The organism is Halomonas sp. A020, assembly GCF_027943625.1.
GTDB classification, from domain to species: Bacteria; Pseudomonadota; Gammaproteobacteria; order Pseudomonadales; family Halomonadaceae; genus Vreelandella; species Vreelandella piezotolerans.
This window is the reverse complement of sequence record NZ_AP022850.1, coordinates 3,252,612-3,274,786: the sequence shown is the minus strand read 5'-3', so window position 1 is coordinate 3,274,786 and position 22,175 is coordinate 3,252,612. Positions and strand designations below refer to the sequence as shown.

21 protein-coding genes are annotated in these 22,175 nt (G+C 55.7%); 16 read left to right on the top strand and 5 right to left on the bottom strand.

The annotated features are described in order from the left end of the window. Positions 1-3: 3 nt before the first annotated feature. The 5 genes from FRH_RS15405 to FRH_RS15385 all read left to right on the top strand — a co-directional run bounded on the left by FRH_RS15405 (position 4) and on the right by FRH_RS15385 (position 7,982). The gene (locus FRH_RS15405) at positions 4-837 is read left to right on the top strand and encodes a hypothetical protein (RefSeq protein ID WP_139527576.1); all 834 of its coding nucleotides are present in this window, start codon (positions 4-6) and stop codon (positions 835-837) included. A gap of 65 nt (positions 838-902) precedes the next feature. After that, complete coding sequence (locus FRH_RS15400) at positions 903-2,753, top strand: autotransporter assembly complex family protein (protein WP_239295745.1); 1,851 nt, start codon at positions 903-905, stop codon at positions 2,751-2,753. A gap of 9 nt (positions 2,754-2,762) precedes the next feature. Further along, positions 2,763-6,824, top strand: coding sequence for a translocation/assembly module TamB domain-containing protein (locus tag FRH_RS15395; RefSeq protein WP_281997217.1), 4,062 nt, complete (start codon positions 2,763-2,765; stop codon positions 6,822-6,824). 10 nt (positions 6,825-6,834) lie between these two features. Beyond that, entirely contained in the window at positions 6,835-7,452 is a 618-nt protein-coding gene (gene msrA, locus FRH_RS15390) for a peptide-methionine (S)-S-oxide reductase MsrA (RefSeq protein WP_139527580.1), read from the top strand. Positions 7,453-7,538: 86 nt separating this feature from the next. Beyond that, positions 7,539-7,982 (top strand): cytochrome c, encoded by a 444-nt coding sequence (locus tag FRH_RS15385; protein WP_231125611.1) that lies wholly within the window; start codon positions 7,539-7,541, stop codon positions 7,980-7,982. A 60-nt stretch (positions 7,983-8,042) separates the two neighbouring features. Here FRH_RS15385 and can read toward each other — a convergent pair whose 3' ends face one another. Then, positions 8,043-8,690 carry a carbonate dehydratase gene (gene can / locus FRH_RS15380; protein ID WP_281997216.1) on the bottom strand — a complete coding sequence of 216 codons (648 nt, stop codon included), beginning with the start codon at positions 8,688-8,690 and terminating at the stop codon, positions 8,043-8,045. 152 nt (positions 8,691-8,842) lie between these two features. Here can and gorA point away from each other — a divergent pair, with 152 nt between their 5' ends. The 4 genes from gorA (at position 8,843) to FRH_RS15360 (ending at position 12,869) form a co-directional block, all read left to right on the top strand. Beyond that, positions 8,843-10,225 carry a glutathione-disulfide reductase gene (gene gorA, locus FRH_RS15375; protein WP_219863739.1) on the top strand — a complete coding sequence of 461 codons (1,383 nt, stop codon included), beginning with the start codon at positions 8,843-8,845 and terminating at the stop codon, positions 10,223-10,225. A 226-nt stretch (positions 10,226-10,451) separates the two neighbouring features. Beyond that, the gene (gene ectA / locus FRH_RS15370; protein WP_281997215.1) at positions 10,452-11,030 is read left to right on the top strand and encodes a diaminobutyrate acetyltransferase; all 579 of its coding nucleotides are present in this window, start codon (positions 10,452-10,454) and stop codon (positions 11,028-11,030) included. Between the two features lie 87 nt (positions 11,031-11,117). After that, a complete protein-coding gene (ectB, locus tag FRH_RS15365) occupies positions 11,118-12,386 on the top strand; it encodes a diaminobutyrate--2-oxoglutarate transaminase (RefSeq protein ID WP_219863737.1) in 1,269 nt (422 codons plus the stop codon). Positions 12,387-12,476: 90 nt separating this feature from the next. Beyond that, complete coding sequence (locus tag FRH_RS15360; protein WP_139527592.1) at positions 12,477-12,869, top strand: ectoine synthase; 393 nt, start codon at positions 12,477-12,479, stop codon at positions 12,867-12,869. A gap of 67 nt (positions 12,870-12,936) precedes the next feature. On the opposite strand, the gene FRH_RS15355 is transcribed toward FRH_RS15360, so the two are convergent. Then, positions 12,937-13,485: a DUF3833 domain-containing protein gene (locus tag FRH_RS15355; RefSeq protein WP_139527594.1), complete on the bottom strand. Its 549-nt coding sequence runs from the start codon at positions 13,483-13,485 to the stop codon at positions 12,937-12,939. Positions 13,486-13,717: 232 nt separating this feature from the next. Between FRH_RS15355 and FRH_RS15350 the strand changes: the two genes are divergently transcribed. Genes FRH_RS15350 through yidD form a run of 6 tightly spaced genes read left to right on the top strand, consistent with a single transcriptional unit; the run spans position 13,718 to position 18,394 of the window. After that, on the top strand, positions 13,718-14,554 hold the full coding sequence (locus tag FRH_RS15350) for an ATP-dependent zinc protease (protein WP_139527596.1): 837 nt from the start codon (positions 13,718-13,720) through the stop codon (positions 14,552-14,554). A 38-nt stretch (positions 14,555-14,592) separates the two neighbouring features. After that, positions 14,593-16,116, top strand: coding sequence for an inactive transglutaminase family protein (locus FRH_RS15345; RefSeq protein ID WP_139527598.1), 1,524 nt, complete (start codon positions 14,593-14,595; stop codon positions 16,114-16,116). Then, positions 16,113-17,111 (top strand): alpha-L-glutamate ligase-like protein, encoded by a 999-nt coding sequence (locus FRH_RS15340; protein WP_139527600.1) that lies wholly within the window; start codon positions 16,113-16,115, stop codon positions 17,109-17,111. Before FRH_RS15345 ends, FRH_RS15340 begins: the two co-directional genes overlap by 4 nt. Before the next feature lie 31 nt (positions 17,112-17,142). Then, positions 17,143-17,592 carry a transcriptional repressor gene (locus FRH_RS15335; protein ID WP_139527601.1) on the top strand — a complete coding sequence of 150 codons (450 nt, stop codon included), beginning with the start codon at positions 17,143-17,145 and terminating at the stop codon, positions 17,590-17,592. Next, a complete protein-coding gene (gene hisI, locus FRH_RS15330; RefSeq protein ID WP_139527603.1) occupies positions 17,592-18,065 on the top strand; it encodes a phosphoribosyl-AMP cyclohydrolase in 474 nt (157 codons plus the stop codon). The genes FRH_RS15335 and hisI overlap by 1 nt, the downstream gene beginning before the upstream one ends. 17 nt (positions 18,066-18,082) lie before the next feature. After that, complete coding sequence (yidD, locus tag FRH_RS15325; protein WP_239286386.1) at positions 18,083-18,394, top strand: membrane protein insertion efficiency factor YidD; 312 nt, start codon at positions 18,083-18,085, stop codon at positions 18,392-18,394. Between the two features lie 18 nt (positions 18,395-18,412). On the opposite strand, the gene FRH_RS15320 is transcribed toward yidD, so the two are convergent. Then, complete coding sequence (locus tag FRH_RS15320; RefSeq protein ID WP_281997214.1) at positions 18,413-18,844, bottom strand: SufE family protein; 432 nt, start codon at positions 18,842-18,844, stop codon at positions 18,413-18,415. 38 nt (positions 18,845-18,882) lie between these two features. Then, a complete protein-coding gene (locus FRH_RS15315; protein WP_281997213.1) occupies positions 18,883-20,094 on the bottom strand; it encodes a site-specific integrase in 1,212 nt (403 codons plus the stop codon). A 208-nt stretch (positions 20,095-20,302) separates the two neighbouring features. On the opposite strand from FRH_RS15315, the gene FRH_RS15310 reads away from it, so the two are divergent. Beyond that, positions 20,303-21,346 (top strand): DNA-binding protein, encoded by a 1,044-nt coding sequence (locus FRH_RS15310; protein ID WP_281997212.1) that lies wholly within the window; start codon positions 20,303-20,305, stop codon positions 21,344-21,346. A gap of 98 nt (positions 21,347-21,444) precedes the next feature. Here FRH_RS15310 and nfuA read toward each other — a convergent pair whose 3' ends face one another. Then, positions 21,445-22,050, bottom strand: a complete 606-nt coding sequence (nfuA, locus tag FRH_RS15305; RefSeq protein ID WP_139527610.1) for a Fe-S biogenesis protein NfuA — start codon at positions 22,048-22,050, stop codon at positions 21,445-21,447. Positions 22,051-22,175: the final 125 nt, after the last annotated feature.

Here is a 22,175-nt window from a genome sequence, read left to right as displayed (position 1 = left end):
ATCATGTCTGACGCGACTTCATCTCAGCGTATTGTTCCCGATGTGGATCAAAGCCTGACGGCGCATCATTTACGTCATCGCAGAGGCCCGAAGCTTTGGCCCCTGTGGCTCATGTTAGTGTTGATTCTACTTCTCTTGGGAGCTGCGGCGGCGGGATTGTGGTACGAGAGAGAACGGCTGCTGGGCGAAGTACATCGCGTTAGTGGTGAAGTCTCTAATCTACACGCCAGGCTGGACTCAGGTGACACGGATGCTCAGGATGCGTTAACCTTTGTACAAGCTCAAATGACGACGCTGTTTCAAGAGCAGGAGCAGCTCTCCATTGCGCTCACCAATACCCGGGAAGAACTCTATGGGCTGCTGACGGATAATGAGGAGCTAGTCTCCGATGAAGCACTGGAGCCACTCGCTTTACAGTTGGAACAAGTCCAAGAGCAAGCCGAGTTACGCGACCGTCAGCTCGCCTCGATACGCTCTTCGTTGGATGCGTTGGAGCAAGCAGGAACGTCAGGGCGGCAAAATTTGGTCGAAGAAGTAGCGCATTTGGAGAACGTTCTGGGGCAGCGTCTGACCTCCATGGAGCGCCAAGTTTCCAGCGACCGAGAAGCACTAGAGGCACAGTTTCAAAACTGGCAGGCAGAGGTCGAGCAGCAGTTGACTCAGCTATCAAACGACGTGACGGCCGTTGCATCAGTCGATGAATCTGCCACTCAGGCGGAGCTATCGGCCCTTCAGGAGCAGTGGTCTCAACGCTTGAGTACACTCGAAAGCGACGTTAGGCAGGTCCGCCAAGCGCAGCTTGCCTTTAGCGCGCAGATGGAGATGCTGAGAAATTAAGTACCTGTTTATGCGGTCAAGTGTAGTCGCCACACAGCCGGTCATGGGGTTAGGGATATCACGGTATGGGAAGACAACGGCATTGGCCCTCGGCCAAACAAATGGCCTGTGTAGTGACACTGCCACTTTTATCGGTTGCCACCTCCACATGGGCGTTAGAGGCGGCTATTAGCGGTGTCAGCGGTCAAGTCTCCGATAACATCGGTGCTTACTTGGAAACTATCGACGCCGAACAATACACCGACACGCGTTTAGAGGGGGAAATTCGCCAGCGTAGCCAAGAGGCCATGCGCGTATATGGCTACTATGAGCCCGACGTCACGGTGGATCTAAACGCGACGCCTATTTCCATAAGCATAGAACCAGGCCCACAAGTCACGATCGAAGTGCTCGACATCACCCTCAATGGAGATGCCAACGACGATCCACCGTTCCAAGAAGCGCTAGATGACTTTCCTCTCAAAGAAGGCGACCCTTTACGTCATGCTCCATGGGATAACTTGCGCTCGCAGTTCGCTGGGTTAGCGATCGAACGCGGCTATTTCGACTGGGGCTTCTCCGACCGCAGAATGGAAGTCCGTCCTTATTTGGAAAGCGCGCGTCTCTACATGACCTTCGATAGCGGCCCTCGTTATCAGTTTGGCGAGACGTTGATCACGGGCAGCCATATCCAGCCCGAGCGGTTACGTGAAATGCAAACCTTCGAAACAGGGGACCCTTACCTCGCCGAGTCGCTAGCCCGCTATAATCAGCGGCTGGCGGAAACAGGTTGGTTCAGTTCTGTTTCTGTGAGGCCACGCTTGGAAACCGCGCAAGAATTGACGATCGCTCCTCCCAGCGGTGGATCTCCCTGGTGGAACGAAGCGACGGCATCGCAACCCCAGCGTCCGCGACTGAGCAGCGCAGCACTGGCCAGCGCACTGAGCATTCACAGCCACAATGACACTCGGCTTCCCATCGACATCAATGTAGAGCCCGCTGATCGACACCAATTCGAAGTGGGTGTGGGCTTTGCTACCGACGTGGGCCCCCGTCTCCGCTTTGGGTGGCAACAGCCCTGGATCAACCGGTTTGGCCATAGCCTCAACCATGATCTCTATGTATCTGCTCCAGAGCAGCGGTTTACCGGTGTGTACAACATTCCGCTCGAAGATCCCCTACGTGACAGCTACCGTCTCCAATACGGCGTGCGAAACGTCGATGATAGCGACACCCAGTCGTTAGAAGGCACGGTGGAAGTGGCGCGGCGCTGGGAGTTCGATAACCGCTGGGTGCAAACGCTTTACTTCAGAACGACCTATGAAGATTTTACTCAAGGTGGTCAGGCAGACGAAGTTTGGCTGTTCTATCCCGGTATTCAGTGGTCGAGAACCCGCACGCGCCCTCAACGTTTTCCGTTATGGGGCGACCGCCAGCAGCTGTCGATCGAATACTCCGACCGCGCCTGGGGATCCGATGCGCGATTCACCCGGCTCACGGGGGATACTGAGTGGATTCGTATGATCGGTAACGATAATCGCTTTTCTGCACGGTTGAGCATAGGGGCCATTGAGACGGATGACTTTGACAAACTACCGCCTTCGCTACGTTTCTTTGCCGGCGGTGACCGCAGCGTACGTGGCTACTCCTACGAGAGTTTGTCCCCCCGCAACCCAGAAGGGCGTTTACGCGGTGGCCAGCAAATGCTGACGTCGACGCTTGAGTACCAGCGCCGTGTGACCGGAGACTGGTGGGGCGCCACCTTCATCGATGCCGGTGATGCATTCGATAATTGGGGGCCCAATGATCTCAAAACAGGCGCAGGGGTAGGGGTTCGCTGGATCTCTCCTGTAGGGCCTATTCGCTTCGATATAGCCCACCCCTTCGATGTGGACGACGCTTTCCGCGTGCACTTCTCTATCGGTCCGGAATTCTAGGAGAGCGCCTTGACTCAGGTCGATAAACCAACAGCCCCACAGCGTCAGCCGCTCTCGGCCAAACGCCGCCTCTGGTTAGCCCTATGGAGCTTGCTGCGTCTGCTCATCGTCTTCCCGCTATGGGTGCTGGGCATAATCATCGTTATGCTCGGCGTTGCCTTGTCGCCTTGGGGGACGGAGCAGCTGTTCTCGCAGGGCGAACAGCGCGGTTTCTTTACCTATGAACAACAAGAGGGCGCGCTTCTCGATCGTTTTCGTCTTCAAGGCTTTCAGATGGCCGTTGCAGGCACTCGGATCGAGATTGATGATGTCGAGCTTGCGTGGGCAGAAGACTGTTTACTCTCCGGTAAGCTTTGCCTGGAGTCACTGCGGATAGAACAGGCTGACATTCGTCTCTCCAGCGGGTCAGGGGCGGAAGAGCCGCCTCAAGAAGAACCGGGGCCTTTAAATATAACGCTGCCGTTTCCCATTGAGCTGCGCGACATCGCACTGAATGACGTGCGGCTTACCTTGGGCGATGGTACTCGTATCGAATGGACAGCATTTACCACCTCGATCTCTGCTGAAGGGCAGCAGGTCACCATTGCACCCACGACGCTCGAATCGCCGTCGATCTACTTGCCGCCATCTCCAGGTGTACTGCTGACGCAAGACACCAACACAGCATTGAGCGCAACTGCCATTGACGCTGCCGTGCAGGCCACTCGCCCCGTCGAAGCTGACGATGGAGCGCCGTCACTTGCGCTGAGCGATCGGGAGCGCCTGTCGCTACCCGAATTCACCATGCCAATCGACGTCGAGTTGGCCTCCTTGCTCGTCACGGATGTCGATATTTCAGGTGCCTTCGAGTACCAGGTCGAGCGACTGTTGTTAGAAGCGCAGGCACGGGAAAGCCGTATCACGCTCAGTACATTGGAGCTTGCCACCCCAGATGCCGATGCCAGTTTAACGGCTGACATCAGCTTGAGCGGTGATTATCCCCTGGATGCGGCGCTTCGCGCAGAGCTATGGTTGCCCGACATTTTTCCCGCGCTAAGGGGAGAGCAGGTAGCCCTCGATCTCTCCGGTAGCCTTGCCGACTTGACGGCTGATCTAAGGTTATCCGGTCAGGTGGGAGCTACGTTGACGGCTCAAGTCGATGCGCTTGCGCCCACGCTGCCTTTCGAGGCACGTCTCGAAAGTGATCGCTTGCAGTGGCCGTTGAGCGACCCTTCCAGCGAAGGTGCAGGCAGCGAAGAGACCGATAGTGGCAATGAAAGCCAAAGCGACCCCTATATACTGGAGAACCTCGATCTCGCTGTCAGTGGAAGCCTAGCGTCGTATCGAGTGAACTTGGCCACGGTGGCGCAAGGCCCTCAAGTTCCAACGACCGCCATCGAATTGGAGGGTGAAGGGGATTTGTCCTCTTTCCGCTGGCTCCCGCTCGCGATCACCGTCGATGAGAGCGTTGTGAGCAGTGAAGGCGAAGTGAACTGGTCCGAGGCCATCGCCGTGGACGCACAGGTACGTTTGGATGCGTTGGATCCTTCACTCTTCGTCCCCCAGTTGGAAGGCAATCTCAGCGGCAGCATCGTGGCGAGTGTCCGCCAGCGGGGAGCGCGCTGGGACGTCAGCGTGCCTGAACTCGATATTCAGGGGCGATTGCAGGAGTATCCTCTCACTCTTCAAGCAGAACTCGCCGCCAACAGTGATCTAGAAGTCGATATCCAAACGCTGCTATTCACCCAAGGCAATAATCGCCTGACCGCGTCTGGTCAAATGAGCCAAGAGGCAATGTCCCTAGAGGCCAATATCGCGCTCAACCAATTGCAAAGCCTCCATCCTGATCTAGCCGGGGAGCTGACCGGCGACATTCAGGCACAAGGCAGCTTTACGCAGCCTAACATCGTAGCGAATGTGAACGGCCGCAATCTGCGTTTTGCCGAGAACCGCTTAGCGGTGCTTTCGCTATCTGGAAGAGTGGAAGGTCTGGATGATCCTGACCTACGCATCGACCTGGATGCCCAAGGCGTCAACGCAGCAGGTCAATCATTGGCCTCTGTCGCGTTGGTTCTGACCGGCCGACTCTCAGAGCATGCCCTACGCCTTGATGCCACCGGCGACACCAACAATGTTCTAAGCCGCGCGAACGTGGCGCTTAATGGCCGTTTCAACCAACAAGCTCAGCGTTATCAAGCCCGGCTGACACCTCTGGAAGTCGATTCGGAGGCTGGGGACATCCGACTGGAAGAGCCTCTGGACATTACTTACAACCTGGCCAATGGGCAGGCCAACCTCAGCCCGTTTTGTCTGCGTCGCTTGCAGGGAGGGCTAGTGTGCTCTGAAGAGCCAATAACGGCCTCTGCTGACCAAGGGCGCGCCGTGCTGAGCGTGCGCGAGGTGCCTATGGAAATGTTGGAGCCGTTCCTGCCAGAGGAGTGGAGCTTCCAGGGGGACACCACGGCCGATCTAGTCGCTAGTTGGCGTCAGGGCGGCGCACAGTGGCAAGCCAATCTTCAATTATTGAGTGAGTTGGCCATCACTGCGGTTAACGATTATGGCCAGCCCGTCGAGCTACCGGTGATCGATCTCGATACACGAATCGAAGCCAATCAAGCGCAAGCGCAGGCAGACGTGCTGTTATCCCTCTCCGAAGCGGGAGAATTGACGCTCAACTTGGCGGTTAACGACCCTCTAGGTCAGGGTGCCCTAGACGGTCAGCTGCGCGCCAATAACGTCACTCTAGCGCCGTATCGCCCCATGGTAGTGGGTATGGACGAGTTAGAAGGCGGCCTGAATGGCACCGTTACCATTGGCGGCTCGACTAGCCAGCCGGACTTACAGGGTGAGCTTGCTCTGCGTCGTTTAAAAGTGAGCGGGCCAGACATTCCCATTGCGATCGTGGATGGTGAACTAGCCGTTGCCTTCGATGGTGAAGAGGGGGAGATCGATGGATTCATTGCCGCAGAACGCGGACGCCTTAACATCAGCGGTAACGCCTATTGGCCCACCGGTGACGCCTGGCGAATCGGGGTCGATCTCAATGCAACACAAGAACCCTTGCTCGTCGTTCTCCCGCAGTTTGGCCGCTTGGAGGCAGCGCCGGACATTCGCATACGCGTCACTCCTGAGCGTCTTCAAGTTCGTGGTAACGTGGACCTCCCCTGGGCGCGTCTGGAGGTCGGTGATTTACCAGCGTCAGCAACATCACCTAGCCCCGATGAGATCATCATCACCGAGCGAGATGACCGCGAGGCCGAGCGCCAAGCACGTCTGGCCGCAGAAGCAGGCAACGACCCCAGCGCGGCCGACGAGTTAGCATCCACCGGCATGGTGCTTGACGTTCTGATCACGCTCAATCTTGGCCGGGATATGCAGATTTCAGCTTACGGGCTGGAATCAGGGCTGAGCGGCAGTCTCGAAGTTCGCCAAGACAGCGGCGCGCTGCAGCTATTTGGCGATGTCAATCTCGTCGATGGCCGCAATCTCGTCGATGGCCGTTTCCAAGCCTTTGGCCAGGATCTGTTGATTCGTCGTGGTCAGCTTATTTTCAGTGGGCCACCTGGACTTCCGGTATTGGACTTCGAAGCCATTCGAAACCCTGAAGTCACCGAAGATGACGTGATTGCTGGCTTGCGGGTCACCGGCAACGCAGAGCAGCCGAACGTCATGATCTTCTCCGAACCTGCGATGGACGAAACGCGCTCCCTTTCGTACCTGCTGCGCGGCCGGGCACCGGATGCGTCGGGTGGCGGGATCGACAGCGCGTTGACCACGGCGCTGATCGGAATGTCATTAGGACGGACGGGCGGCGCCGTGGGCTCGATTGGGGAAGCATTCGGTATCGACGATCTTACGCTGGATACCACCGGTGCCGGTGATGATAGCCAGGTCGCCGTGAGCGGTCAGCTCACTGATGACTTACGCATTAGCTACGGTGTAGGTATTTTCTCTCCCATCGCGGAACTTACGTTACGCTACACGCTTTGGCGGAACCTGTATGTTCAAGCAGTGTCTGGAGCTAACCAGGCAGTGGACCTGATCTATAGATTCACCCGTTCGGGCGATCCTTATATTTATCCCCAGCAATAGAGAGGGTGTTATGACGCTATTGACGAAAAAAAGCGCACCAGAAGGGCGCCACACACCTATCGAGACAAGCGACCTTCATACCATTACCGGACACTCGATCCATCCTCCTTATCCGGAAGGACATGAAGAGATCGTGTTCGGTATGGGTTGCTTTTGGGGAGTTGAGCGCCTTTTTTGGCAGCAGCCGGGGGTATATGTCACGGCGGCTGGCTATGCCGGTGGCACGACGCCCAACCCGACCTACAAAGAAACCTGCACTGGCCTGACCGGCCACACCGAAGTCGTCCGGGTCATTTTTGATCCCAAACAGGTCCCTCTAGAGACTCTGCTGCAAATTTTCTGGGAGCAGCACGACCCAACGCAAGGTAATCGCCAGGGTAACGATATCGGCAGCCAGTACCGTTCAGCCATCTTTACCACCACGGACGCGCAGCTGGCGGTCGCTCGGCAGAGTGCCGAAGCCTTTCAGCAGGCCCTTACACAAGCCGGTAAAGGCACTATCACCACAGAAATCAGACCGCTGGACGTTTTCTATTATGCCGAGGCGTATCATCAGCAGTACCTCGATAAAAATCCGGGGGGATACTGCGGCTTGAAAGGCACAGGCGTCACCTGCGCCATAGGGTAAAGGACATCATTATGCAGCATCGATCTTCAAGGGGGCGAAGAGCCCCCCAGTGGGCATGCGTCATGACGCTACTAGGGCTTTTTGCCATGAGTGCAAAGGCTGAGCAGTCTCTCCCTGCAATGCCGCAGACGGCAGAAGATACGCCGTTTGCGAGCGAACGTGAGGCGGTCATTTGGCGCCAAGACGAACTCAAAGACCTGGAGCGTCTGCTCCGGCAGCTTCGCTTCGACTTGGTCAACAATCAGGATGCTCGTGGAGCAGCCCCGCGACTGGCAGAGTTGCAAGAGAAAGCGACCCAAGCCCATTTTTTGCCAGCCTTTATTGCAGGAACCGATGGACGTGGCTCTGACGCCAAGCCAGACATCTGGGAAGAGTGGGAAGATTTTGCTGCCGGGTTCACCGACCTGGAAGAGAAAGTGAGCGTTTTGGTAGAAGCGGCAGAACGGGAAGATTACCGAGCAGCGACGCGCGCGTTTTCCGATGTTGGACTGAGCTGTCGTAGCTGCCACCGAGCTTACCGCTACGACTGACGGCAACGGATCGTGGCGATGGTGGAGCTGTTGCATTAGGGACCGAGAGGAAAATCGCCATCAGTCGCTAGGCTGAACACGGTCGATGCGATACAGCGTTTCGACTTGATCGAGGCCACTGACCGTACAGTTCAAGTCTTTGACGCGGCCGTCGCTCAAGCCGTATACCCAGCCGTGTACCGAGACCGACTGGCCGCGTTGCCAAGCTCGCTGCAAGATTTTCGTCCGGCATAGGCTACTGACCTGGGCGTTGACGTTTAGCTCACACATGCGGTCGATCTGCTCCTCTAACGGCAGATGCTCCAGGGTGTCACGATGGCGTGTGTACTGTTCGCGGACCGAGTGTAGCCAGTAGTCCACCACCCCGCATTCTCCGCCGGTCACGGCTGCTTTGATGCCGCCACACCCGTAGTGGCCCACGATCATGATATGGCGCACGTTGAGCACATCGACTGCGTACTGGACCACCGAGAGCGCGTTCATATCGGTATGGTGAAGCAGGTTGGCGACGTTACGGTGAACGAACACTTCGCCAGGCGGCAGAGCAATGATCTGGTTGGCCGGTACGCGACTATCCGAGCAGCCGATCCATAAATAGTCTGGGGATTGTTGGTTCTCCAACCGTTTGAAAAAGTCCGGATCCTCTTTGCGCATGCGCTCAGCCCATGTGCGGTTGTTCTCTAGCAGCGTTGCAATTCGATGAGGCATCCAATCTCCAGGCGGCATTGTTAGTTGAGTTTATTCGGGGGCCAACGGCGTTGTTAACAAACTGTTGCGTTTTTAACCTCCCTTGCCCGCAAGGTCAATCTTATTAGCTCTTACCCAACCGTGGTAAGTTCGGCAGAGGACAGGAGATAACCATGTCAGCAGAGGCTGCATATGACTTCGATTTATTCGTGATTGGCGCAGGCTCCGGCGGCGTTCGCGCGGCACGTATGGCGGCGGCGGCTGGAGCTCGCGTGGCGATTGCAGAAGATCGTTACTTAGGAGGCACCTGTGTGAACGTGGGCTGCGTGCCCAAGAAGCTCTATTCATATGCGGCACACTTTCATGACAGTTTCGATGACGCAGCGGGGTTTGGCTGGCAGCTGCCATCCCCTGCAACCTTTGATTGGCCGACTCTGAGAGACAACAAAACCAGCGAGATCAAACGACTCAACGGTATCTATCAGCGCATGTTGGAGGGAGCAGGGGTGACGCTCTTCAACGCGCGCGCCCGGGTGACCGATCCGCATACGGTTACTTTGTCCAATGCCGAGGGCGACGTCAGCATCAGTGCCGACAAGATTTTGCTGGCCACCGGCGGCTGGCCTTGGGTGCCTGAGTTCCCTGGCAGCGACCTTGCCTTGACCTCCAACCAGATATTCGACCTGGAAACCTTCCCCGAGCGTTTTTTGGTGCTGGGGGGCGGCTATATCGCCGTTGAGTTTGCGAGCATTTTTAACGGTTTAGGTAGTGAGACGCACCTGATTTATCGAGGCGATCTTTTTTTGAAAGGCTTCGATCAGGAAGTACGAGAATTCACCCGAGACGAGATGGCTAAGAAAGGTGTGAAATTACATTTTGCTGCCAACATTGCTCGTATCGAACAGTCGAACGGCGCGCTGCAAGTGGCACTCACCACGGGTGAAACGCTGGAAGTAGATGCCGTTTTGGCGGCCACTGGCCGCCAAGCCAACGTGACCGGTCTGGGCGTCGAGTCGTTGGGTATCACATTAAATGGTGATGGCAAACTGCCGGTCAATGAGCGTTATGAAACCACGGTGCCTTCGATTCTCGCCTTGGGAGATCTGATCGAGGGGCCTGAATTGACGCCGGTAGCGCTGGCAGAAGCCATGCAATTAGTAGACATTCACTTCCACCAAAAAGCGCCAAGGCCGTTGAATTACGACACCATCCCCACCGCCGTTTTTTGCCATCCTAACATTGGCACGGTGGGACTTTCGGAAGAGGCTGCAAGGGAAAAATTCGATAAAATCCGCGTCTACCGTACCGATTTTAGAGCCATGAAGCATACGCTTTCCGGAAGTCAGGAACGCATGCTGATGAAACTTATCGTCGATGACGCCAGCGACGTAGTCGTAGGTGCCCATATGGTGGGCGAGGAGGCCGGTGAATTGATTCAAGGTATCGCCATCGCGGTACGCGCTGGGCTGACCAAAGAAGATTTTGACCTTACCGTTGGCATCCATCCCACCGGAGCAGAGGAGTTCGTGACCATGCGCACTCCCTCCCGTTATTGAACGGCCTTTTGCTTATGCAAGGCGAGCATCGGCTCGCCTTTTTTGTCTCGCGTAGCGGTCAGCCTGATCTAAACTCATTGAGTGATCTCGCCAAGAGCAGGCGTGGGAGTCGGCCTGTTTGATAACCACAATTTATGGAAAGTAGGGAGATGAATAATATGGCTTTTGAATTGCTCATAATCAGCTGTTATAATGAAACTCAAATTCGCTACAGCGAAGCATAACCATGAGTACGCCCATCAAGCCGTTTACACCCTCTGCCGAGCTGGCTCGACCTACCGTTGCAGACGCCGTGGTAGGCCATGCAGAAATGCCAATGTTTATTCGTAAGCCTAATGCCGACGACGGTTGGGGCATTTACGAATTGATCAAAGCGTGTCCACCGCTCGACGTGAACTCAGCCTATGCGTACCTGTTGCTGGCGACCCAGTTCCGAGATACCTGCGCCGTTGCCACCAATGAAGAGGGCGAAGTCGTGGGATTCGTTTCGGGTTATGTCAAAGACAACGCGCCAGATACCTATTTCTTATGGCAAGTAGCGGTGGGTGAGAAAGCGCGTGGAACGGGGTTAGCACGCCGTTTGGTAGAAGCCATCATGTCGCGCCCCGAACTGGATGATGTCCACCACCTCGAAACCACCATCACACCTGATAACCAGGCTTCTTGGGGGCTGTTTCGACGCTTGGCAGCGCGCTGGCAGGCTCCCCTCAATAGCCGGGAATATTTCTCCACTGAGCAGTTAGGTGGAGAGCACGACCCGGAAAACCTCGTCCGCATCGGGCCGTTTCAGACGAACCATATTTGATCTGTCGTCTTGAGCGAGCGTTTTCCCGCTCGTGTTGACCTAGCTGCTTTTCTCGCTTGGCTCACAACACTGATATGGAGGTCGCAAATGCAGACCCAGACACTCGAACGCATGGAATCCAACGTTCGTACCTACTCACGTTCGTTTCCCGTTGTTTTTACGAAGGCACAGAATGCACGTTTGACCGATGAAAATGGCCGAGAGTATATCGACTTTCTGGCCGGTGCCGGCACGCTGAACTACGGCCACAACAATCCGCACCTAAAAGAAGCCATGATTGACTACCTGTCCAGTGACGGTGTGGTTCACGGCTTGGATATGTGGACCAGTGCCAAACGCGATTATCTGGAAACACTGGAGAACGTGATCCTCAAGCCCCGCGGGCTCGATTACAAAGTGCATCTGCCAGGTCCGACGGGCACGAACGCCGTTGAGGCAGCCATCCGCTTGGCGCGTGTTGCTAAAGGTCGCCATAACATTGTGACCTTCACCAACGGCTTCCACGGCGTGACCATGGGCGCACTGGCTACCACCGGCAACCGCAAGTTCCGTGAAGCTACCGGGGGGATTCCCACCCAAGGTGCCAGCTTCCTGCCGTTCGATGGCTACATGGGCGAGCACGCGGACACATTGGACTATTTTGAGAAACTGCTGAATGACAAGTCAGGCGGTTTAGACATTCCTGCAGGTGTCATCGTCGAAACCGTGCAAGGCGAGGGCGGCATCAACGTTGCGGGTCTGGATTGGCTCAAGCGCTTGGAGGGCATTTGCCACGCCCACGATATTCTATTGATCGTCGATGACATCCAGGCAGGGTGTGGCCGTACGGGTAAATTCTTCAGCTTCGAGCATGCAGGTATCACGCCGGATATCGTAACCAATTCGAAATCGCTGTCGGGCTTTGGACTGCCATTTGCTCATGTGTTGATGCGTCCTGAACTGGATAAGTGGAAGCCCGGTCAGTACAACGGAACTTTCCGCGGCTTTAACCTAGCCATGGTGACGGCGACTGCAGCGCTGAAAAAATATTGGTCGAACGATACCTTCGAGCGTGACGTGCAGCGTAAGGCACGTATCGTTGAAGAGCGTTTTCAGAAGCTAGCGGCACTGCTGACTGAAAACGGCATGCCGGCAACTGAGCGCGGTCGCGGTTTGATGCGCGGTATCGATGTCGTGTCGGGTGATATCGCCGATAAGATTACCAGCACGGCCTTCGAACATGGCCTGATCATTGAAACCAGCGGTCAAGACGGGGAAGTCGTGAAGTGCCTATGTCCGCTCACCATTACCGACGCAGACTTGTTGGAAGCACTGGATATTCTGGAAACGTCAGTTAAGACTGTCATTAGCGCGTAGTTGAGCGTTAGTCTAACCGTCCTAACGCCATTACGTCCTTGAATAGGAACGGGCAGCCTGTACGGGCTGCCATGCAACGGAGCACGTTATATGATCGTTCGTAATATTGAAGAAGCTCGTCAAACGGACCGCCTAGTCACCGCGGAAAACGGCAACTGGGATAGCACCCGTCTCGTGCTGGCCAACGATGGCGGAAACTTCTCGTTCCACATCACGCGTATTTTCGAAGGCACCGAGACGCATATTCACTACAAGCATCATTACGAGTCCGTTTACTGCATCGAAGGGGAAGGCGAGGTAGAAACCCTGGCGGATGGCAAAATTTGGCCCATCAAACCAGGCGATATCTATATACTGGATCAGCACGATGAACACCTGCTGCGTGCCCATAAGACGATGCATCTGGCCTGTGTTTTCACGCCGCCGATCACTGGCAACGAAGTTCATCGTGAAGATGGCTCTTACGCGCCTGCTGATGAATAAACTCTTGCTTTGATGTCGCTAGTGAAAGCAGCTTGGCGTGCCGCCAAGCTGCTTTTTTAATGGCTGCCTAGCGGTCGACTTGTTCGAATACGAGCGTTATTTCTCCCAGTGTCAGGCCAAATTTGCGCATGGCGGTGCGGTTAATGAGTCGCCCGTCGGGCTGAAGGTACATCCAGTCATCCATGGTGAAACTGAGCGTACGTCCTCCCACGTCGATGTCGAGTGGGTAGCGCATGTGAAACGCGTGGCCATATTGCCGGGCATCGACTTGGCCCTCGACGTCATTGGCGGTACCAATCCAGCGGTGCTCGTCGACACGCTCGAATTCCCAAACGCGCTGGTCGGTTTCACCATCGGAAAATACGAAGGCTTCATCTAGCGTTAGCGTGTCGCCCTCGAAAGTACCCGTGATATCGACTGTAAAACGCCGCTGTACTTCACCTGAGTAGTCTTGCACCATTCCCCAAGCGCGAGTTTGGCCCGTAAAGTACTCCGCAATGTCTAAGCGGGGGGCGGTATCAGCATACTCCTCGATGTTGACGCTGGTACAGCCAGTAAGCAGCACAACACTAGATACGAGCAAGAAGGCACGCAGGCGCTTTCGTGAGAGTTTCATTGAGGAAATCCTTGATATCAATGTCGAAGTGTATAGTTATTGTAGGAGAAAATATGGCGGTTCAATAGATGCTGTTAGCGCTATGCCATGCTAGACGTTATCCTCAGTTCGCATAATATATATTATGTTAAATCAGATGAAATGGTCTGATGAAAAACCGCTACCATGTTGGACAAGCGGACTGCCTTCTCCTTATCATTCGTGCTCTTACTGTCCAAGGATATCCCTCGTTATGCGCTCAGGTGTTTTATGGCTAATGGCCGGTTTGTCAATGTCGTTTGCAGGCTGCGCAGTGACACAGCCAGAGTCGAATGAACCGCCGCCGTTGAGCGAGGCCTCGTTCAATAACCGCATCCTTGAACTTGAAGCGTCCCTTTCACAACGTTGTGAAGCGACGACGCAATTGCATGAACAGCAAAGTAGTCAGCAGCAGGTGCTAACGGCCGACGTTCGCGAGGTAGGCAGCTTGTTGCGGCTAATGCGCCAAGATATTGCGAGCTTGGAAGCACGCGGTGAAGAGCCCGTCATCATACGTGAAGAGTGCAGTGTCACAGAGCCTGCAGACAACAAAACGCTGCTGGGACGCAGCGAATGGGTGGGATTACCCAGCATTGGTACTTATCTGAAGGCTCGGGTGGACTCAGGGGCCAACACCTCTTCCCTGTCTGCCGCTGACATCACGCGTTTTGAGCGTGACGGTGAAGACTGGGTGCGTTTCAAGTTAGCGCTCAATGATGACGACGTCGTCGTCGATCAAGTGCGCGATGAGTGGATCGAGGCGCCTATCGAGCGACGCGTCAAAATCGTGCAGGCTTCTGGCGAAGAGTCCCGTCCTGTCATTTCTCTACTCATGACATTGGGCCCCATCCGCGAAAATGTCGAATTCACCTTGAACGACCGTACGCATTTGGATTACCCGGTGCTACTGGGTCGTCGCTTCATGATGGATATTGCCACGATCGATGTGGCCGAAACGTATCTGCATGACCGCCCGGAATTTCCAGGTGGTGAGCCCTCTGAAGAAGCGGCTGACGATGAAGCGGCCGATCAAGACGATACCGAAGAGTAATACCACTCCCCTGCCGCTTTACGCTGAAAGGAATCACCATGTCCCGGTTGCCGTTTTATTTTATCGTTGGGTTACTACTGCTGGTCGGGATCGTCGCCAGCGTGCATCGCCATTTACAGTTCGAGATTCCCTGGTTTCCAGGCGAACAGCGCCAAGTGTGGGAAATTGAAGCAGTCATTAACTTCAACGCACAAAATGGTCCAGTGCAGGTCGATTTGGCGTTGCCATCTCACCAGGCCGGGTTTCGCGTACTGACTGAAAACACCGCCTCATCCGGTTATGGGCTTGCCTATCAGGCGGATGAGCTGGGTCGGCAAGCCCAGTGGACCATCCGTGAGGCAGCAGGCAGCCAGCAACTTTATTACTCCGTGCAGATGCTGGTATCCCCTGATTCGCGTGCGCCCGTACAAACGCCGCCCGGCATTCCAGCCGTCACTCCCTGGGAAAGCCCCTACGACACGGCGGCCAACCAGCTAATCGAGCGCGCCTGGGGGCGTAGCGCCAATAACGCCACGTTCGCTCGTGAACTTATCTTGGATATCAATGGCGAGCGACAAGGTGAAAACGCCCGCTTGCTGCTAACTCAGATGCAGCCTTCCGCGCTGATCGTTCGCCTTTTGAATCAGGCAGGCGTGCAGGCAAGAGAAGTCAGCGGTTTGCTCCTCGAGGACGGTCGCCGCCGCCAAACGCTGAGTAGTTGGATTCAAGTATTCGACCAAACCGCCGAAGAGTGGGCGCTGTTCAACCCTGCCACTGGCGAGCAGGGACAGCCTGATAACCTGCTGCTGTGGGAAACCGGTGGTCGTGCCGTACTCGAAGTGCAAGGTGGCACTAACTCTCGCGTATCGTTCTCGATGTTGACCCATTATCAGCCAGCATCCGCGGCGGTCCGTAACCACTACTCGGACGATACGCTGCTGAATTTCTCGATTCACAGCCTACCATTAGAAGAGCAAGCGCTGTTCCAAACGATCCTTTTGATACCGATTGGCGCGCTGGTCGTGGTGTTCCTACGTGTGCTGGTGGGCGTAAAGACATCGGGCACGTTCATGCCGGTACTGATTGCGCTGGCCTTCATTCAAACGACGCTACTGACCGGTTTGATTGGGTTCTTGCTGATCGTCGCCGTTGGCTTGATCATCCGTAACTACCTTTCTTACTTGAATTTGCTGTTGGTGGCGAGGGTGTCGGCGGTCATCATTACGGTCATCGCGATCATCTCGATCTTCACTGTGCTGGCCTACCGTATGGGTTTGAGTGCCGGATTGACGGTCACGTTCTTCCCGATGATCATCCTAGCGTGGACCATCGAGCGGATGTCGATCCTTTGGGAGGAGGAAGGCCCCAAGCAGGTACTAATCCAGGGCGGTGGTAGCCTGCTGACCGCCGTGTTGGCTTTCCTGGCCATGAACAACCCGTGGGTGCGCCATATCACGTTCAACTTCCTGGGCGTGCAGCTCATCTTGATGGCATTCATTTTGCTGCTGGGTAATTACACCGGCTATCGCCTGCTGGAGTTGCGCCGTTTCAAACCCATCACCGAAGACGAGAAGCCGTCATGAGTTGGCTGAAAAACTGGACGTGGCCTACCCGTCTTCGGGATAAAGGCATCGTGGGTATGAACCGGCGTAACATTCGTTACATAGGGCGGTATAACGCACGTCGGCTCTATCCGCTGGTGGATGATAAGTTAAAGACGAAACTGCTGGCTCAGCAGTACGGCATTACCACCCCTGAGCTGATTGGCACGGTCACGACACAGTTTGGTGTTCAACACATTAGCGAAATGCTAGATGGCCATGCGGGATTCGTGATCAAGCCTGCCAAAGGGAGCGGTGGCAAAGGTATTTTGGTCATCGAGAAAGTAGAGAATGGTTTGTTCTACAAACCCAGCGGTGCGAGCCTAACGATCAGCGATATCGAACGTCACGTCTCCAACCTCCTCTCGGGGTTGTATTCGCTTGGTGGTTCACCCGACGTGGCCGTGATCGAAACGCTGATCAATTTCGAAGAGAGCTTATTGGAGTATACCTACGAAGGCGTTCCCGATATTCGCGTCATCGTCTTCAAGGGTTACCCAGTCATGGCGATGATGCGCCTCTCCACCGCCGCCTCCGATGGTAAAGCGAATCTTCACCAAGGCGCCGTCGGCGTGGGGTTGAACATTGCCACCGGGGCAGCGCTGCGTGGCGTGCAGTTCGACCGTCCTTGTTACAGCCATCCCGATACGGGGCACGACTTGGCCAGTCTGGTCGTACCCCAGTGGGAAACACTGCTGCACCTAGCGGCGGGCTGCTACGAGATGACCGGCCTTGGCTACCTGGGGACCGATATGGTGTTGGATCGTCAACACGGACCAATGCTGCTGGAGCTCAATGCCCGACCCGGCTTGGCGATTCAGATGACCAACGGCGAAGGCTTGCGCCGTCGCTTGGATCTCATCGAGCGTCAACCCGACAACGTCCCGGTGGCCAAGCGTGTCGCGTTTGCCCAGCACCACTTTGCGCGCAAGAGCGAGCTGGTCGATACCCCTGACACACCTTCGGCAACGGCGTAGACTGCTTGTCTAATGCCCAACGAGTGATCCAATGACAGAAGCCAATACGCTATTGCAGCAAGCAGAATCTCAGTGCCACACCCGCGGTGTTCGGTTCACCCCGATACGCCGCAGGGTGCTTGAGCTCATCGCAGAGCATGGCGGAGGGCTGAAAGCGTATGACCTGCTGGACCAGCTTTCTACGGAGCACGCTGCCGCTCGCCCGCCCACCGTCTACCGCGCGCTGGAATTTCTTATCGAGCAGGGGTTGGTGCACCGTATCGAATCGCAGAATGCGTATGTCGCCTGCGCCTGCCCTGAGCATACCCACGGCTTCCAGCTGCTCATCTGCCGTCAATGTGGTTACGTCGAAGAGCTGCACTTGGATGAAATCAGCGATCAGCTTGCGGCCCTGGCAAAGCGCCAAGGCTTCAACGTCGAGCGTCAAACCATCGAGCTTCAGGGTTTGTGCCAAGCGTGCCGAACAGCGAGTAATGCCTAATGTCTCAACTTGACTCAATGACTCCCAAGCAATTTTTCAAGGCGCTAGAGTCCGCCTCACCCACCGATAGCTTGCCCTCATTGGCCACACTGTTAGATGCTGTCCAATTCAACGAAGATGGCCTAATCCCCGCCATCGCCCAGCAGCACGATACCAAAGAGGTGCTGATGATGGCATGGATGAACCGCGAAGCCCTTGAGGAGACGTTGACCACGCAGCGAGTATGCTACTACTCGCGCTCGCGCCAGAAGCTTTGGCGCAAAGGCGAAACCTCGGGCCAACAACAGCGCCTTATTAACGCGGCGCTGGACTGTGACGGCGATACGCTGCTCGTACAGGTCGATCAAACGGGGCCTGCCTGTCACACTGGACGTCGCAGCTGTTTCTATGTCTCGTTAGGGGCAGACGGCGCAAAGATCACCAGCGAGCCGATGATCGATCCGGCAACGCTTTACGGTAAAAAAACACCGTGAAAAACGTATGGCGGCTCCTGCAGCGAGGCTGTCATAGATTACTGACCGCCATATTGGTGGGCTGCATACGCATCTACCAATACACTCTCAGCCCATTATTGGGCCCGCGGTGCCGCTTTTGGCCAAGCTGCTCTGCCTACGCCATCGAAGCGCTCCAGGTGCATGGTCCGATCAAAGGAGGCTGGATGGCCGCCAAGCGCATCGTAAAATGCCACCCTGGCCATCCAGGGGGCATGGATCCGGTACCCGGTGGGCGCAGCGAAGCGTTATGCCGTGATGATCAGGAGCAAACGTCAAAGCGCTGCTGCTCGACCTGCGGCCATCACTAATCGCGTGCTCCTCGTTTATCACTGCTTGGCTACTTGATAAATACGCTCTAGCATCGCGTGTAAGCCATTACTGCGCGTTGGCGAAAGATGTTTATCAAGCCCCAAGTCTTTATCAAGCCCCAAGTCTTTCAAGAAATGCGGCTCGGTCTGACTGATCTCTTCTGGCGTACGCTCGCTATAGATGCGTAGCAGCACGGCGATCAGTCCAGAGACAATGGCCGCATCCGAGGTCGCTTTAAACACGAGCTTGTCACCCGCCTGTTCATGGCACATCCATACATTGGATTGGCAGCCCTGAATTTTGAACTCGTCGGTTCGCCGCTCTTCGGGAAAGTCAGGAAGCTGCTTGCCCATATCGATGATGTATTGATAGCGGTCCATCCAGTTATCGAACATCTCGAACTCTTCCACCAGCTCCTGCTGGGCTAGCTCTGCGCCTGAAGTCGCCATGGCGTATCCTTTGGGTTGATGAGTCTTTATAGCCGCTATTATAACGGTTCAGCCCGTTTTTTTGGGGGCGTTTTCAAGCGGTGTCGCTGCTGCTCGTGATGCCACTCGTCGGCTTCGGTGTGTAAATAGCGACGGGTGGTATCCAGCTTGGCGTGGCGGGCGCTTTCCGCCAAGTAGCGTAAGCTAACGCCTGATTGCGCTTGGTGGGTAATCGCCGTATGCCTCAGCCAGTGAGGCGTTGCTCGCCGAAGCGCCTCGACATAAGCAGGCTTGCCGCCCTTCTCTTCGAGTGCGTCAGCAGCGTTGGCCAACGTCTCTTTGATCAATCGGTAAAGCTGGTTGTCGCTTATACCTCTGCGCTTATCCAGCGCGCGAATCACCGGGGTTGGCTCGTGATAGCCTGGCAATGATACGAGACCCAGCGCTTCTCGCCAGGTTTGCAGGCTCTCGAGCATGTCCACGGGCACGGGTATGCGGGCTTGCTTACTGCCCTTCCCTATCACGCTCCACCACCAGCGACCTTCGACTTCGTGAAAGTCACTCATTTGAGCATTGGCCATCTCGCTAACGCGTGGCGCTAGTAGGTAGGCAAAGCTAAAGATAAACCGTCTTCGGGCACCCTCATAAACGAGCCGTGCGTCATTGCTATGGCTCGGCTGGTTTAGCCACTGCCACAACCAAGCCCATAGCGGCTGCTCCAGATAGCGCTCTATGCGCTGCCCCTGATTGTTCATTCGCCGCGCTTTGTCGCGCATCAGCGCAAAGGGGTTGTGCCCTACCCAGCCGGCCTCCACCAGCCAGCTAAACAAGCCCTGCAGAATGATCAGGCTCTGCCGACGACTCGTGGGAGAAAGACCGTTTCTAAACGGCCGCCACTCAGGATGCTCTCGGGGTTTTGAAGGCCCCACCCATACTGCCCGGGGCTGCGGGTTCTCTAGAAAAGCTTCGAACTGGCGCAGTAATTCACGGTTCATATCGGGCAGCCGTTTATCCTGGCTGGCTAGCCAAAGCAGCAATCGTTCGGCTTCTCGCCGGTAGCTTTTGAGTGTTTGTGGGCTGTCTCGATACTCCGTTAACCACAGCAGCACGGCCTGGTGGTCGTTGTCCGCTTCGATTCGTGAACGCAGATGAGGAGACAGCGCTCGTTGGCTCGCTGGCCAGTGACTCCCCTCCCGCTTATCGCTGATGCCAGTCTCCGCACCAATGGGTGCGTACTCGTCCGGGCCAAATCGAGTCATTGAAGGGGGCATGCTGGCTCCTTGCTAGCCGTGGTCTATATCGCTGTGAGCAGTGTGGCGTTACAGCGTTATAAATTCAAGATAATGAGCGTAATCTTGAATTTTACTGTTATTAAATAAATAATATTACGTTTTATTTATTACGTAATAATTGTTTTTTTCTAACAAAGACAGGACAATGCCCCTCAAGTAACGCCACTCAACGCATGAGGAGGACGCAATGGCGCGCAACGGAGTTCAGTACAGTGACGTTCAGCAAGCAATCGACACGCTGCTTGCTCAAGGGGACTCCCCCAGCGTGCAGCGTATCCGCGAAGTGCTTGGCACCGGCAGTTTTACCACCATCAGCGAACACTTCCGGCAATGGCGCACCGAGCGTGAGCAAAATCGCGATGTACCGCCTCCCAAAGGGGTACCAGAAGTCGTCGTCAATGTAGCCAGTGAGCTATGGCGGGAAGCGCAAGAGTCGGCCTACCAAGCCCTAGTGCACTATCGAGAAGAGGCCAATCGTCAGGTGGAGGGCGCGCAGCGAGAAGCGGCCGAAGCACGTCAACAGGCTGCCAATGCCGAACAGCGTGAAAGCGCCCTGGCCGAGCACCTTCGCCACACAGAACTACGCCTGGAGGTGCTTCAGCGTGACCTGGGCGAAAGCCAGACCCATGAACGTCACTGGCAGCAGCAGGCTGAGAAAGCCGCTGAAGAAGTTAGCCACTATCGAGGGCAATTCGAGCAAGCCCAGCAAACTCTCAAAGCGGATCAGCAGCGTTTTAATGAGCAACAGGCCGCGCAGCAAACTGCTTGGGAGCAGCGCTTGGCCCAAGAAGAGCAGCGCAATGAGGCGTCAGAAGGCAAATTGATGGCGTTATTGGACACGCTGCGTCAAGAGCGGGCTCAAGAAGAGAAAGTGCTGCAAAAGCGTCTACAGCAGCGGGAAGAGCGAGCAGAAGCGCTATCCAAAGAGGTTCGGCAGGTGACCGATGAACTACATCGCTATCAGCAGGAAAGCGCCTCTCAGCAGCAGCGCTTGGCAGAGCTCGAGCGCCACAATGCCGAGCTACAAACGCAGCGCAGCGAACTGCAGGTAGCGCTGGACAGGGCGAATCAGGCATTAGAGGCACAGCAGCAACAAGCACGCGATAGCGATCAGTGGCAAGAACAGCTATGGCAGCGTATGGCGTCCTTGCAAGCTCAGTTGGCGGCACTACCAGAAGCACTCACGCCGCCTGCCAATGACCCGACCCAACCAAAAAAGCCACCCCAATAGTGGGATGGCTATTCGCTATCAAGAGCGACGTTTAGCGCTGGCAGGTTAGTAAACCTAGCTCATGCGACCACGCTCTTTTTGGCATCTGCCGGATACGCTCAGCGGTAGTAGGCGTTCGTGGTATCGGTGTGATCGGTCACGTCACGGATACCTGCCAGCTCGGGAATACGCTCCATCAGTGTCTTCTCGACACCGTCCTTGAGCGTGAGATCCACTGCGGCACACCCCTGGCAACCCCCGCCAAAGGCCAGGATGGCCACTTTGTCGTCGGTCAGTTCGACGAGTTTGATTTCACCGCCATGCGCCGCCAGTCCAGGATTGATTTCGCTGTAGAGCGTGTAATTAATGCGATCTTCGAGCGGACTGTCGGCATTGACCTTGGGCATTTTGGCATTGGGGGCCTTGATGGTCAGTTGGCCACCCATGCGGTCGGCGTTGAAATCGACCACCGCTTCTTCCAAAAAGGCAAGGCTGTTTTTGTCGAGAAAAACGTTGATTTTCTCGAGTTCGAGTTTGACGTCAGTGGGCTCTTCTTCACCAGGACGGCAGTACGCCAAGCAAGTTTCTGCGTAGGGAGTGCCGGGTTGAGTGATAAAAATGCGGACGGCTATTCCCTCGACGTTCTGTTTTTCGAGCAGTTCGGCGAGATATGTTTGTGCGCTGTCGGTAATGTCGATACCAGGCGCTTCGATAGTCGTGGTCATATGGGACACTGTCCTCCCGTGGTAGTGGCAACGCCACATCACATGTCATTTGCCACTATGGTAAGCAAAACCGCCTGCCGACACAATCCCGAGTATTTTAGTCGGCTATTGCGGTGTGCATGAGA

Excerpts from the sequence above, each read along its gene's own strand:
- FRH_RS15405 (WP_139527576.1), top strand. The coding sequence starts at position 4 with ATGTCTGACGCGACTTCATCTCAGCGTATTGTTCCCGATGTGGATCAA.
- FRH_RS15400 (WP_239295745.1), top strand. The coding sequence starts at position 903 with ATGGGAAGACAACGGCATTGGCCCTCGGCCAAACAAATGGCCTGTGTA.
- msrA (WP_139527580.1), top strand. The coding sequence starts at position 6,835 with ATGACGCTATTGACGAAAAAAAGCGCACCAGAAGGGCGCCACACACCT.
- FRH_RS15385 (WP_231125611.1), top strand. The coding sequence starts at position 7,539 with ATGAGTGCAAAGGCTGAGCAGTCTCTCCCTGCAATGCCGCAGACGGCA.
- can (WP_281997216.1), bottom strand. The coding sequence starts at position 8,690 with ATGCCTCATCGAATTGCAACGCTGCTAGAGAACAACCGCACATGGGCT.
- gorA (WP_219863739.1), top strand. The coding sequence starts at position 8,843 with ATGTCAGCAGAGGCTGCATATGACTTCGATTTATTCGTGATTGGCGCA.
- ectA (WP_281997215.1), top strand. The coding sequence starts at position 10,452 with ATGAGTACGCCCATCAAGCCGTTTACACCCTCTGCCGAGCTGGCTCGA.
- ectB (WP_219863737.1), top strand. The coding sequence starts at position 11,118 with ATGCAGACCCAGACACTCGAACGCATGGAATCCAACGTTCGTACCTAC.
- FRH_RS15360 (WP_139527592.1), top strand. The coding sequence starts at position 12,477 with ATGATCGTTCGTAATATTGAAGAAGCTCGTCAAACGGACCGCCTAGTC.
- FRH_RS15355 (WP_139527594.1), bottom strand. The coding sequence starts at position 13,485 with ATGAAACTCTCACGAAAGCGCCTGCGTGCCTTCTTGCTCGTATCTAGT.
- FRH_RS15350 (WP_139527596.1), top strand. The coding sequence starts at position 13,718 with ATGCGCTCAGGTGTTTTATGGCTAATGGCCGGTTTGTCAATGTCGTTT.
- FRH_RS15345 (WP_139527598.1), top strand. The coding sequence starts at position 14,593 with ATGTCCCGGTTGCCGTTTTATTTTATCGTTGGGTTACTACTGCTGGTC.
- FRH_RS15340 (WP_139527600.1), top strand. The coding sequence starts at position 16,113 with ATGAGTTGGCTGAAAAACTGGACGTGGCCTACCCGTCTTCGGGATAAA.
- FRH_RS15335 (WP_139527601.1), top strand. The coding sequence starts at position 17,143 with ATGACAGAAGCCAATACGCTATTGCAGCAAGCAGAATCTCAGTGCCAC.
- hisI (WP_139527603.1), top strand. The coding sequence starts at position 17,592 with ATGTCTCAACTTGACTCAATGACTCCCAAGCAATTTTTCAAGGCGCTA.
- FRH_RS15320 (WP_281997214.1), bottom strand. The coding sequence starts at position 18,844 with ATGGCGACTTCAGGCGCAGAGCTAGCCCAGCAGGAGCTGGTGGAAGAG.
- FRH_RS15315 (WP_281997213.1), bottom strand. The coding sequence starts at position 20,094 with ATGCCCCCTTCAATGACTCGATTTGGCCCGGACGAGTACGCACCCATT.
- FRH_RS15310 (WP_281997212.1), top strand. The coding sequence starts at position 20,303 with ATGGCGCGCAACGGAGTTCAGTACAGTGACGTTCAGCAAGCAATCGAC.
- nfuA (WP_139527610.1), bottom strand. The coding sequence starts at position 22,050 with ATGACCACGACTATCGAAGCGCCTGGTATCGACATTACCGACAGCGCA.